Origin of the sequence: Streptomyces sp. CA-288835 (genome assembly GCF_050936385.1) — a bacterium.
GTDB lineage: Bacteria > Actinomycetota > Actinomycetes > Streptomycetales > Streptomycetaceae > Streptomyces.
The window spans coordinates 1,895,500-1,907,271 of sequence record NZ_JBNJMW010000001.1; the positions used below are offsets into that span (position 1 = coordinate 1,895,500).

The 11,772-nt window shown below is 69.6% G+C and carries 12 protein-coding genes; 1 reads left to right on the forward strand and 11 read right to left on the reverse strand.

The window, feature by feature from the left end; all coding sequences use genetic code 11:
* Positions 1-56: 56 nt before the first annotated feature.
* On the forward strand, positions 57-1,304 hold the full coding sequence (locus ACQEVY_RS08635; RefSeq protein ID WP_432946487.1) for an ABC transporter substrate-binding protein: 1,248 nt from the start codon (positions 57-59) through the stop codon (positions 1,302-1,304).
* Positions 1,305-1,342: 38 nt separating this feature from the next.
* Here ACQEVY_RS08635 and ACQEVY_RS08640 read toward each other — a convergent pair whose 3' ends face one another.
* The 11 genes from ACQEVY_RS08640 to ACQEVY_RS08690 form a co-directional block, all read right to left on the reverse strand.
* Positions 1,343-2,083 carry an ABC transporter ATP-binding protein gene (locus ACQEVY_RS08640; RefSeq protein WP_432946489.1) on the reverse strand — a complete coding sequence of 247 codons (741 nt, stop codon included), beginning with the start codon at positions 2,081-2,083 and terminating at the stop codon, positions 1,343-1,345.
* Between the two features lie 2 nt (positions 2,084-2,085).
* A complete protein-coding gene (locus ACQEVY_RS08645) occupies positions 2,086-2,994 on the reverse strand; it encodes an ABC transporter ATP-binding protein (protein ID WP_432946491.1) in 909 nt (302 codons plus the stop codon).
* Entirely contained in the window at positions 2,984-3,976 is a 993-nt protein-coding gene (locus ACQEVY_RS08650) for a branched-chain amino acid ABC transporter permease (RefSeq protein ID WP_432946493.1), read from the reverse strand. The genes ACQEVY_RS08645 and ACQEVY_RS08650 overlap by 11 nt, the downstream gene beginning before the upstream one ends.
* 11 nt (positions 3,977-3,987) lie before the next feature.
* Positions 3,988-4,983, reverse strand: coding sequence for a branched-chain amino acid ABC transporter permease (locus tag ACQEVY_RS08655; RefSeq protein WP_432946495.1), 996 nt, complete (start codon positions 4,981-4,983; stop codon positions 3,988-3,990).
* Between the two features lie 113 nt (positions 4,984-5,096).
* Positions 5,097-5,774 carry a GntR family transcriptional regulator gene (locus ACQEVY_RS08660; RefSeq protein WP_432946497.1) on the reverse strand — a complete coding sequence of 226 codons (678 nt, stop codon included), beginning with the start codon at positions 5,772-5,774 and terminating at the stop codon, positions 5,097-5,099.
* Positions 5,775-5,815: 41 nt separating this feature from the next.
* Positions 5,816-6,817: a proline racemase family protein gene (locus ACQEVY_RS08665; RefSeq protein WP_432946499.1), complete on the reverse strand. Its 1,002-nt coding sequence runs from the start codon at positions 6,815-6,817 to the stop codon at positions 5,816-5,818.
* Between the two features lie 16 nt (positions 6,818-6,833).
* On the reverse strand, positions 6,834-7,775 hold the full coding sequence (locus ACQEVY_RS08670) for a dihydrodipicolinate synthase family protein (RefSeq protein WP_432946501.1): 942 nt from the start codon (positions 7,773-7,775) through the stop codon (positions 6,834-6,836).
* 47 nt (positions 7,776-7,822) lie between these two features.
* Positions 7,823-9,259 carry an FAD-dependent oxidoreductase gene (locus ACQEVY_RS08675; protein ID WP_432946503.1) on the reverse strand — a complete coding sequence of 479 codons (1,437 nt, stop codon included), beginning with the start codon at positions 9,257-9,259 and terminating at the stop codon, positions 7,823-7,825.
* Positions 9,252-9,572 (reverse strand): (2Fe-2S)-binding protein, encoded by a 321-nt coding sequence (locus tag ACQEVY_RS08680; protein ID WP_432946505.1) that lies wholly within the window; start codon positions 9,570-9,572, stop codon positions 9,252-9,254. Before ACQEVY_RS08680 ends, ACQEVY_RS08675 begins: the two co-directional genes overlap by 8 nt.
* Positions 9,569-10,738 carry an NAD(P)/FAD-dependent oxidoreductase gene (locus tag ACQEVY_RS08685; RefSeq protein WP_432946507.1) on the reverse strand — a complete coding sequence of 390 codons (1,170 nt, stop codon included), beginning with the start codon at positions 10,736-10,738 and terminating at the stop codon, positions 9,569-9,571. The genes ACQEVY_RS08680 and ACQEVY_RS08685 overlap by 4 nt, the downstream gene beginning before the upstream one ends.
* Before the next feature lie 276 nt (positions 10,739-11,014).
* Positions 11,015-11,737, reverse strand: coding sequence for a class I SAM-dependent methyltransferase (locus tag ACQEVY_RS08690; RefSeq protein WP_432946509.1), 723 nt, complete (start codon positions 11,735-11,737; stop codon positions 11,015-11,017).
* Positions 11,738-11,772: the final 35 nt, after the last annotated feature.

Genomic DNA, 11,772 nt, shown 5'->3' on the forward strand with positions numbered 1-11,772 from the left:
TGGCGGGCGATGGCCGGCCTGTCGACCACCGCCGCCTGTAACGAGCGGAGGCGGAGATGAAAGCGTCGATACGGCGGTCCGCGATCGTCACAAGCGCAGCTGCTCTGGTGATAGCCGTCTGCGGCACGACGGGTACCGCCCAGGCCGACCCGGGCGATGGTGAGCTCCAGTTCGGCTACGTCCTGCCGGAGACGGGACAGCTGGCCTACCTCGGCCCGCCGCAGATCGAATCGTTGAAGTTCGCGATAGAGACGATCAACGACGCCGGCGGGGTCCTGGGCAAGCCCGTGCCGGCTGTGGTTTCCAGTGACGAGGCGGGCCAGGAGGCCGTTGCCGCACAGTCGGCCGACCGGGTCCTCGCGGCAGGCGTGGACGCGATCGTCGGCGCCGCGGCTTCCGGCATGTCGCTGGCGTTCATCGACCGGGTGACCGGAGCGGGCGTCGTGCAGTGTTCCGCGGCGAACACCGCGCCCACCTTCACCGACTACGAGGACGACGGGTTCTACTTCCGTACCGCCCCGAGCGACGCCTTGCAGGGGCCCATCCTGGCGGACGTCGTCCGCGAGGACGGCCACGACCGGGTGGCCCTGGTCGCACGGGCGGACGACTACGGGCGCGGCCTCATGGAGGCCACGCGGGAGACACTCGAGGACCGCGGTGTGACGGTGACGCTGGCCGAGACGTACGACCCGAAGGCGAGCAACTTCGACCAGGTCGTCCAGCAGATAGAGAACTCCAGGCCGGAGGCCGCCGTGGTGATCGCGTTCGAGGAAGGCACCCAGATCCTGCAAGGCATGATCGAGAACGGACTCGGGCCCGACCGGATCGGTGTCTACGGCGCCGACGGACTGCGCAGCGAGGAGCTGGCCTCGCTGGTCTCCCCGGGCCAGCCGGAGCGGCTCTCCGGGATGAAGGGGACTGCGCCGGCATCGGCGGAGAACGAGCAGTACGTGAACGACCTGAAGAAGTTCGCGCCCGAGCTGAAGGAGCTTCAGTTCGCACCGCAGGCGTTCGACTGCGTGACGACGATCGCGCTCGCCGCCGAGAAGGCGGAGTCCGACGATCCGGGCGAGTACGTGAAGGAGATGAACGGGGTCACCAAGGGCGGCGAGAAGTGCAACTCGTTCGCCGCCTGCAAGGAGCTGATCGCCGACGGCAAGGACATCGACTACCAGGGTGTGAGCGGTCCGCTCAACTTCACCGACAAGGGGGAACCCGGCCAGGCGACGATCGAGGTGTACGGCTACGACGACGAAGGACGGCTGCAGACCCTGCGTACCGAGACCAGCAAGGCACAGGATTGACCTGGAGGAGCGACAGGCAGGAGCGACAGGGACAGGAGTCAACGGGCGCGGGCGAGCGTGCCGAGGTAGAGCTCGATCACCTTCTCGTCGTGCAGCAGCGCTGCACCGGCACCGGTGTACGCGTTGCGGCCCTGGTCGAGGACGTAGCCGCGGTCGCAGAACTGCAGGCACTTGCGAGCGTTCTGCTCCACCATGAGGACGGCGACGCCCGCGCTGTTGATCATTCTGCACCGGTCGAAGACATGGTCCTGATGGAGCGGTGACAGGCCGGCCGACGGCTCGTCGAGCAGTAGCAGCTGCGGCTCCATCATCAGCGCGCGCGCCATCGCCAGCATCTGACGTTCGCCGCCGGACATCGCGTCGGCCTTCTGCTTCCGGCGGTCGGCCAGCACGGGGAAGAGCTCCTCCACCTCCGCGGTCCGGCGCGCGTAGTTCCTGGGCCGCAGATAGACGCCCATCCTCAGATTCTCCTCGACGGTCAGCGTGGGGAACACGTTCTGCAGCTGCGGTACGTAGCCCACGCCCCACCGGACCAGTTCGTGCGCGGGCCGGTTGGTGACGTCCTCGCCGCGCAGTCGCACGGTCCCGCCGCGCGCCCGCAGCAGCCCGAAGACGGCCTTGACGAGCGTCGACTTGCCGGCGCCGTTGGGGCCGATCACTCCGACCACCTCGCCCGGCCGCACCTCGATGCTGCATCCGCGCAGCACGTCGACACCGGGGACGTAGCCGGCGACGATGTCGTCGGCCGCCAGCACCGGTGCCTGCTCTTCGGCGGACATCGCTACTCCTCCCTCTCCTTCCCGTTCCGCTTTTCCTCCCCGTTCCCCTTTTCCTTCTGCCCGGTCGCCTGCGGTTCGTCGTGCCGTTTGCCCAGGTAGGCGTCCACGACGGCGGCGTTCCGGCTGATCGTGTGCGGTGGGCCTTCGGCCACGAGGCGGCCGTCGGCCATGACGGCCACCCAGTCGCTGATGCCCATCACCACGTCCATGTCGTGCTCGACGAAGCACACCGTCAGCCCCTCGTCCCGCAACCGCGTGATGTGTCCGAGCAGCGACTGGGTCAGCGCGGGGTTCACCCCGGCCATCGGCTCGTCGAGCAGGAGCATGACCGGCCGGGTCATCAGCGCGCGGGCCAGTTCCAGCAGCTTGCGCTGACCACCGGAGAGCGTGCCGGCATGGTCGTCGCGCAGGGGCCCGAGCCGGAACCGGTCCAGCAGTTCGTCGGCCCGGCGCTCGAGCTCCCGCTCCTGCCCGTGCCACAGCGGTCGCAGCAGCGCGGGCAGCGCCCGCTCGCCGCGTTGCCCGGGCGCCGCGAGCAGCATGTTCTCCAGCACGGTGAGCCGGGCGAGCGTCCTGGTGAGCTGGAACGTACGGACCAGTCCTCGCCGCGCCACCCGGTGCGCCGGGGCGCCGGTGAGCCGCTGTCCGTCGAAGGACCACCGGCCGCCGTCGGCCCGGTCGAATCCACTCACCACATTGAACAACGTGGTCTTGCCGGCGCCGTTGGGCCCGATGAGCGCTGAAATGGCCCCCCGCTGCACCTCCAGGTGCTCCACCCGCACGGCGACGAGGCCGCCGAAGGTACGGGTCACCTGGTCCATGACCAGCAGAGGGTCGGGCTTGCGTACCCCCGGCTCGGGAACGATCGCGGAGAGCCGGCCGGCGTTGGGTACGCCTGCGTCAGCGGCCACTGAGCAGCATCTCCTTCCGGCTGCCGAGAATGCCCTGCGGCCGGAACGCGACCAGCAGGATCAGGGCGATGCCGACCAGCGCGAAGCGCACCGCGCCGACCTCCGACGTGCTGATGAGGTCCGGCGAGATGTACTCGGCGCTGATGGCCTGGCGGAGCGCGCTGTCGAGGAAGCTGAGGACGAACCAGAACAGGATCGAGCCGACGACCGGCCCGAGGATCCGCCCGGCACCTCCGAGGACGAGCAGCGTGTACAGGAAGAACGTGACGCCCGGATCGTAGTTGTCCGGGTTCACGGACTGCACCTGGATCGCCTGCATCATGCCCGCGACCGCCCCGATGACGCCGCCCAGCACGAGGCTCTGCATCTTGTACGCGTAGACGTTCTTGCCGAGGCTGCGCGTGGCGACCTCGTCCTCACGGATCGACCGGATGACACGGCCCCACGGGCTGTGGATCAGCAGGGCGAGTAGCAGTCCGACCACGAGCACCAGCGCCCATGCGACGATCATCACCCAGAGATCGCGGGAGCTGAACCTGACCAGCCACGGGCCGTATGTGCCGGGCTCTATCGGGTTGAGTGCGTAGAAGTCGTTCGCGAACCTCTGCAGCCCGAACACCCCACCGGTGACGGGCTCGGCCCAGCTGGAGCGGTAGAACAGCCGTAGCGTCTCCCCCGCCGCGATCGTGGTGATCGCGAGGTAGTCGGCGCGCAGCCGCAGAGTGGGCAGGCCGAGCAGCAGGGCCAGCACGATCGCGCAGGCGATGCCGCCCAGGACACCGAGCCACATGGGGCCGTTGTACGTCGCCACCGTGATGGCGAGCCCGTAGCCGCCGACCAGCATGAATCCGACCTGGCCGAAGTTGAGAAGCCCCGTGTAGCCGAAGTGCAGGTTCAGTCCCATCGCGGCGAGGGCGTAGACGGCGGCGATGGGGCCGATGCCGGAGCGCAGGGCGTCGGAGACGATGGCCGAGAAGTCCATGGCGCGCCCCCTCACCCGACACGTTCGGCCCGGCCGAGGATGCCCTGCGGCCGGACGAGGAGGACGAGGATGAGAACGAGCAGCGCCCAGGCGTACTGCAGGTCGACCGGGAACCACAGGGTGGACATCTGGGCGACGATGCCGATGACGAGGCTGCCGACCATCGCGCCGTAGGCGGAGCCGAGACCTCCCAGGATGACCCCGGCGAACATGAGCAGCAGAAGCTTGAAGCCCATGTCCCAGGTGACGATCTCGACCAGGCCGAAGAAGACCCCGCCGAGTGCGGCCAGTCCGCCGGCGAGCATCCACACGAACAGCACCACCCGCTGCACGTCGATGCCCGACGCCTCCGCGAGGTCCCTGTTGGCGGAGACGGCTCGGACAGCCGTACCGATCCGGGTCTTCTGCAGGAGCGCGGCAATGCCGAGCAGCACCAGCACGGCGAGCAGGGTGACCGTGAGGTCCCGTGGGGTGATGCCGGCCGGCCCCAGGTCGATCGTGCTCTGGATGTCGTACTGCGCGTAGGAGGCGGGCCGGGTTCCGTACAGCACGAGCACGACATGCCGCAGCACCAGTGAGAGCCCGATGGTGACGATGAACATGTTGATCAGCCCGGTGCCCCGGGCCCGCAGCGGGCGCCAGATGCCGCGATCGACGGCCCCGCCAAGCAGAGCGCCGAAGACCACCGCGGCAAGGGCGGCGGGAATCAGGTGCCAGCCCGGCCCGGCCGCGGAGACGTTGAGGAAGAACGCGAAGGTGGCTCCCATCGTGACGAACTCGCCGTGCGCGAAGTTGATCAAGTGGATGGTGCCGAAGATCAGCGAGAGTCCGACCGACGTGATCGCGATGATGACCCCGAACTGGATCCCGTCGATCAGCGCCTGCAGAGCGCGTGCACCGAACGTGGGGCCGCGCGGGACTGCCTCACCCCGGGCCCGCGCGGAGATCGCGGGCACCAATACGAAGAGCAGGGCGAGGGTCGGTACGAGCATCCGCCGATAGCGCACGGTGGTTCCGGTATGTCACGAACGTCCCTTGTGACTCAGTGTAAGCGCAGGCCAGAGCGGTGACTCGGGCGGGCTCCGCGGACGCCTTTGCCCGGTGCGGTCTCATCCCGCGGTCATCCGGCTGCCCACAGGCCCCGTACGTGCCCGAGATGCCGCGTCATCACCGCGCGTACCGCCTCCTCGTCGCGGGCGATGAGCGCGTCGAGGATCTCCAGGTGCTCCTGCGCGGAGTCCTCCAGGCGGCCCGCCTCAACGAGTGCGTGCAGGCCGTAAAGGCGGGAGCGTTTGCGGAGGTCGCGTACCACCTCGACCAGGTGGTCGTTGCCGGCTAGTGCGAGCAGACCGAGGTGGAAGCGGATGTCTGCCTCGACGTATGCGATGAGGTCGCCGACCGCGGCTGCCGTGACGATCTCCTGGGCGGTGGGGCGCAGGGCCTCCAGGGCGATGGGGTCGCCGGTGGTGGCGAGACCTGCTGTTGTGGGGATCTCGATGAGGGAGCGGATGTGGGTGTATTCGTCCAGCTGCTTCTCGGAGACGGCGGTGACCCTGAAGCCCTTGTTCGGCACGGTGTCGACCAGGCCCTCCCTGACCAGGTCGAGCATGGCCTCCCGTACCGGTGTCGCCGAGACGCCGAAGCGGGCGGCGAGGGTCGGCGCGGAGTAGACCTCGCCGGGCCGCAGTTCCCCGGCGATCAGCGCGGCGCGCAGGGCGTCGGCGACGCGCTCGCGGTAGTTGCGCTTCTGTCCCCCCAGAGTCGGCAAGGCGGGGGCGCTGGTGCGCTGGGCGGGCATCGGGGGTCTCCTTGCGAGAAATGCAGGCCTGATAGGGAGGTTCAGAGGACGAACCCGGCCGGGAACGGGTCGGACGGGTCGAGCAGGTACTGGGCGGTGCCGGTCACCCAGGCACGGCCGGTGAAACTGGGCAAAACGGCCGGGATCCCGGCGACCTCGGTGGTCCCGAGGAGCCGGCCGGTGAACCGCGTGCCGATGAAGGACTCGTTCACGAACTCGGTGTGCAGCGGGAGTTCACCACGCGCGTGCAACTGCGCCATGCGCGCGCTGGTCCCCGTACCGCAGGGCGAACGGTCGAACCAGCCGGGGTGGATCGCCATCGCGTGCCGCGAGTGCCGGGCGTCGGAGCCCGGGGCGACGAAGTGGACGTGGTGGCAGCCGTGGATGGAGGGATCCTCGGGGTGGACGGGCTCCTCCGACGCGTTGATGGCGTCCATCAGGGCGAGACCCGCGGCGAGGATGTCGTCCTTGCGGGCCCGGTCGAAGGGCAGGCCGAGTTGGTCGATCGGCAGGATCGCGTAGAAGTTCCCGCCGTACGCCAGGTCGTAGGTCACCGTCCGCCCGTCGGCGAGGGTGACCTTGCGGTCGAGGCCGACGGCGTACGACGGCACGTTCTGGAGGGTGACGGCCTTCGCGGCCCCGTCCTCCACGGCGACTTCGGCGACGACGAGTCCGGCCGGGGTGTCGAGGCGGATCGTGGTGACGGGTTCGACGACCTCCACCATGCCGGTCTCGACGAGCACGGTCGCCACGCCGATCGTGCCGTGCCCGCACATGGGCAGATAGCCGGAGACCTCGATATAGACGACCCCGTAGTCGCAGTCGGGGCGGGTGGGCGGCTGAAGGATCGCGCCGCTCATCGCGGAGTGCCCGCGCGGCTCGTTCATCAGCAACTGCTTGATGTCGTCGCGGTGTTCACGGAAGTACAGGCGCCGCTCGTTCATGGTCGCGCCCGGGATGGTGCCGATGCCGCCGGTGATCACCCGGGTCGGCATGCCCTCGGTGTGCGAGTCGACGGCGTGCAGGACGAGTTTGCTGCGCATGTGTGTCGATCCTCCGTTACGCGAGTCCGGCGGCGAGGGCCTTCTCGGTGGCCGCGCGTACAGCGGCCTCCTGTTCGGGCAGGAGCGGGACGCGCGGAGGGCGTACGGATCCGCCGTGCCGCCCGGCGATATCCATGGACAGCTTGATGGCCTGCACGAACTCGACCTTCGAGTCCCAGCGCAGCAGCGGGTGCAACTGCCGGTAGAGGGGCAACGCGGTGTCTAGGTCACCCGCCACCGCGGCGCGGTAGAGATCGACGCTGGCTCGGGGCAGCGCGTTCGGATAACCGGCCACCCAGCCCTTCGCGCCCGCGATCGCCAGCTCGACCAGCACATCGTCGGCACCGATCAACAGGTCGAGTTCGGGGGCGAGTTCGGCCAGCCGGTAGGCGCGCCGCACATCGCCGGAGAACTCCTTGACCCCCTGGATGTAGCCCTCGCCGTGCAGCTTCGCGAGCAGTTCCGGTACGAGGTCCACCTTGGTGTCGATGGGGTTGTTGTACGCCACGATGGGCAGCCCCGCCTGCGCGACCTCGGCGTAGTGGGCGAGGACCGAGCGTTCGTCGGCGCGGTAGGCGTTGGGCGGCAGCAGCATCACCGCACGGCAGCCGGCGTCGCGCGCCTGCTCGGCCCAGCGGCGGGACTCGGCGGACCCGTAGGCGGCGACCCCGGGCATCACGCGCTCCCCGCCGATCGCGGCGACGGCCGTCTCGACGACCTTGGCGCGCTCCTCCGGGGTGAGCACCTGGTACTCGCCGAGGGAGCCGTTCGGTACGACGCCGTCACAGCCGTTCGCGACGAGCCAGGCGCAGTGCTCGGCGAACTTGTCGTAGTTCACGGAGAGATCGTCGTCGAGGGGCAGGGCGGTGGCTACGAGGACGCCGCGCCAGGGGCGGTTCTCGGTGACGGAGGTGTCGGGTGCGTCCGCGGTGTCAGGGGTCTCGGGGGTGTCGGTCATGAGCGGTCCCATCCGGTCGGGTCGATAGGTCGATAGAAGGTGACATGTCACTGGTGGTCTGTGTCGTCGTCCATGTCGCTGGTGTCGTCTGCGGAGCCGGTGCCCCCGGCCCGTGCCAGCACGCCGAGCGGTACGGGCCGGGCGAACGGCCGCCGCGAGGGCTGGAACTCGCACCCCGCGAGCCCCGCCACCGCCGGTCCGCACATCCGCCCCTGACACCAGCCCATCCCGGCCCGAGTCAGCAGCTTCACGGTCCGTACGTCACCGGCGCCCAACTCACCCGCGGCCTCCCGGATCGCGGAGGCGGGCACCTCCTCGCAGCGGCAGACGACGGTGTCGTCGGTGACCTGCTCGGTCCAGTGGGCGGGCGGTGCGTAGACGGTGTCGAGGACAGCGAAGAACTCCCGCAGCGTGTTACGGGCCTTGGCGGCAGCCTCGTACGAACGCGCGTCGGGCGTACGGGAGTTGAGCCGGGCGGCGATCGTGAGTCCGGCGATTCTCCCCTCGGCGAGCGACAGTACGGCGCCGCCGATCCCGGTGGTCTCCCCGGCCGCCCAGACACCCGGCACATCGGTCCGCTGCTCGTCGTCGACGGCGACGGCCGTCCCGTCGAGCCGGCAGCCGAGCGCCTCAGCGAGGTCGGTGTGCGGCAGCATGCCGTGCCCGACGGCGAGGGCGTCGCAGGCGATACGCCGCTCGGTGCCGGGCCGGACCCGCCCGTCACCGTCGAGAGCGGCGACGGTCACGGCCTCGACCCGCCCACTGCCGTGCGCAGCGACGACGGTGTGGCGGACGTGGACCCTCACCCGCCGCCGGGCCAACTCGACGGCGTACCGGGCGCCTTCGGCAAGCTTGGCGGGATGGCCGACCAGCGCCCTGGCCTGCCGCGCGAGAGCCCGGGGATCGGCGGCCTCGACGAGCGCGGCAACCTCCGCCCCGGCCGCCGCGAGCCCGGCCGCCACCGGCATCAGCAGCGGCCCGGTCCCGGCCACCACGGCCGTACGCCCCGGCAACACGAGCCCACCCTTGAGCATGGCCTGCGCCCCACCCGCGGTGACCACTCCGGGGAGGGTCCACCCGGGGAACGGCAGGACCTTCTCGTACCCCCCGGTGGCAAGCAGCACGCCATCGGCACGAACGGCGACGGGCTGCTCCTGCTCGGGACCGAGGAGAGCGTGCACGGTAAAGCCGTCGGACTGCCGCTCCACGAACCACACATGGTGGTCCGTCAGATGCGCAACGCGGCCCTCCGCGACGTGCGCCGCAAGGCCATCACACAGCCGTTCCCAGGTACGCCACTGATGGTGCAGCACCTGGGGCCGCCGAGCGCCGAGCGCCGCGGCAGGCTGCCGGTAGAACTGCCCGCCCGCCTCCCCTGCGGAGTCGATCAGACTCACACGTACACCCCGCGCGGCAGCGGCAAGCGCGGCAGCGAGCCCCGCAGGCCCCGCCCCAACCACCGCGAGGTGCGGCCCCTCAGCCATGGTGCCCACGATGGCCGGTCCCTTCCTGCGTACGGATCACATCGCCGGCCTCCGCCCGCACCAGACAAGCGCGTTGATTCGCCCGCCCGTTGACGGTCACCAGACAGTCGAAGCAGACCCCGATCCCGCAGAAGACACCGCGGGGCTCACCGCTCCCTCGGGTCGTACGCCACGAGGTGATGCCCGCCGCCCAGAGCGCGGCGGCGATCGTCTGCCCCGGCAGGACGGTGATCTCCTGATCATCGAAGGCGACGCTGAAGGCAGGACCGGGCCGTGCCCCCACCAGTTCCAGCGAAGTCCTTGGAGCTCTCACAGGCCCTCCTCAGGGAATCGATCAGGACGGAACGGAGTGAGGTCGAGATCCGGACTCTTCTCGCTCAGCACCTGGGCGATCAGATGCCCCGTCCCTGTAGAGAGTCCGATCCCAGCCCCCTCGTGCCCGCACGCATGGAAAAGCCCGGGCACCCGAGCATCCGGCCCGATCGCGGGCAGATGGTCGGGCATGTACGGACGAAACCCGAGGTAAGCGCGCATCGCCCGCACCCCCTCCAGGAACGGAAACAACCGCGTGGCCCCCGCCGCCAGCGCCCGCGCGACCGGCAGCGAGAAGGCCCGGTCGAACCCGACCCGTTCCCGGCTGGACCCGATCAACACCGGCCCGGCGGCCGTCCCTTCGACCACCGGCGAGGTCTGCAACGCCGCCGAGTCACTGGCCACGTCGGCCACATAGTCAGCGGCGTACACCTTGTGCCGCACGGTACGAGGCGGCAACGGCTCGGTGACGAGAACGAAGCCGCGCCGGGGCAGGACGGGCAGTGAGGTACCGGCAAGCGCGGCCAGCTCCCCGCCCCAGGTCCCGGCAGCGTTCACGACGGCGGGCGCATGAATCTCCCCCTCAGAGGTACGCACTCCCCGCACGGCCCCCGCCCCCGTACGCAACACTTCGGTGACCGCACACCCCGTCCGCAACGAGGCCCCCGCAGCACGCGCAAGCCGTACGACATGGGCAGCGGCGAGGGTAGGCATGACCTGGGCATCCTGCGGATACAGCACCCCACCCGCGAGCCCCTTAGCCAACTTCGGCTCTACATCGTGGAGTTGACCAGCTTCAACCGCCACGCCCTCGACCCCGGCCGCCCGCTGCCCATCAGCAAGCCGTTCCAGAGCCACAAGCCCCTCCGCCGAGGAGGCAACAACAAGCCCACCCTTGAGGTCGTACTCAACAGCCTCACCCACACCCGACTCACCAGCGAGGTCACCCCACAACCGCCCCGACAACAGAGCAAGTTCAAGCTCAGGCCCAGGCTCCTTGTCAGAAACGAGTAGATTCCCCTCACCGGCCCCCGTAGTCCCCCCGCTCACGGCCCCACGATCAACAAGAACAACACGAAGCCCAGCCCGAGCCGAGTAAAGGGCACAGGCGGCCCCCACTATCCCAGCCCCAACGACAACAACATCGCAGGTCAGCGCCATACTCACCCCAGTACCATGTCACATACTGCAGACAGAGCCAAGGGCGCAGCGCTAGCAAGGGGGCTGGGTGCGCCCCTTCAGGGGCGCCCGCCAGGGGCGCGGGGAACTGCGCGACCAGCCACGACACACCCGCAGCCGCGACACGACTGTCACCCCCCACCCCGGTAGGCACCCACCCACCCGCGGTAGGCGCCCCACTCACCCAGCCGGAGGCAGGGGGGCCTGGGGGCGCAGCCCCCAGTTTCGGGAAGGGGCGGGACTGGGGAAAGAAAACCCCCACCCTCAACCCCGCCCCGCCACCACCCACCGAGACGGCAACTCAATCCGCGTACCGTCCCCCTGGTACTCCGTGGTCAGGAGCGGCAGCTCCCCGCTCGCAAAGACAGCGAGCCCAGCAGCCCGCAGATACTCCGACACCGCGTCATCGGCCACCTCACCCGGCGCGATCCCATGCCGAAAAACGGGCGCAAGCTTCCCCGGCGGCCCCTCCGCCCGCTGAGCAAGCCCCCGCAGCACAACCCCCGCAGCCTCGGCAAGCTCAACGAGAAAAGCCCGCCCCCGCTCCCCCACCAGCGCAGCCACCCCATCAACAACCGGCTGCCGATCACCAACCTCGCACTGATGAAGCACGCCCCGCATATACACGTTCACGTCCCCAAGCTCGGCGTGCAGCATCTCCGCCTCGCTCTTCTCGGCGGCGTCCATCAGCCGATACGAGGCCTGCCCCGCCCGATCAGCCCGCCGAGCATGATCGAGGGCCGCGACCGAGAGATCGGCCCCAACAACATGCGGATACCGATCAGCAAGAAACCGCGTCTGAGTCCCGTTACCGCATCCAAGATCCACAATCGGCAACCCCGGAGCGACCAAGTGCGGTTCGAACAGCGGAAGATGAACCCCAACAGTGAGCCCAGGCTCCGCATCCCACAGAACGGCCCCCGGCTCGTCAGGAGCCTCCCGCCAAAACCCCTCCCACGCGTCCCTGTACCGAGTAGTCACACTCATGCCCGCTCCCCAGGATGCGACAGCGCCCACCAAAA

Excerpts from the sequence above, each read along its gene's own strand:
- ACQEVY_RS08665 (WP_432946499.1), bottom strand. The coding sequence starts at position 6,817 with ATGCGCAGCAAACTCGTCCTGCACGCCGTCGACTCGCACACCGAGGGC.
- ACQEVY_RS08670 (WP_432946501.1), bottom strand. The coding sequence starts at position 7,775 with ATGACCGACACCCCCGAGACCCCTGACACCGCGGACGCACCCGACACC.
- ACQEVY_RS08690 (WP_432946509.1), bottom strand. The coding sequence starts at position 11,737 with ATGAGTGTGACTACTCGGTACAGGGACGCGTGGGAGGGGTTTTGGCGG.
- ACQEVY_RS08650 (WP_432946493.1), bottom strand. The coding sequence starts at position 3,976 with ATGGACTTCTCGGCCATCGTCTCCGACGCCCTGCGCTCCGGCATCGGC.
- ACQEVY_RS08660 (WP_432946497.1), bottom strand. The coding sequence starts at position 5,774 with ATGCCCGCCCAGCGCACCAGCGCCCCCGCCTTGCCGACTCTGGGGGGA.
- ACQEVY_RS08640 (WP_432946489.1), bottom strand. The coding sequence starts at position 2,083 with ATGTCCGCCGAAGAGCAGGCACCGGTGCTGGCGGCCGACGACATCGTC.
- ACQEVY_RS08635 (WP_432946487.1), top strand. The coding sequence starts at position 57 with ATGAAAGCGTCGATACGGCGGTCCGCGATCGTCACAAGCGCAGCTGCT.
- ACQEVY_RS08675 (WP_432946503.1), bottom strand. The coding sequence starts at position 9,259 with ATGGCTGAGGGGCCGCACCTCGCGGTGGTTGGGGCGGGGCCTGCGGGG.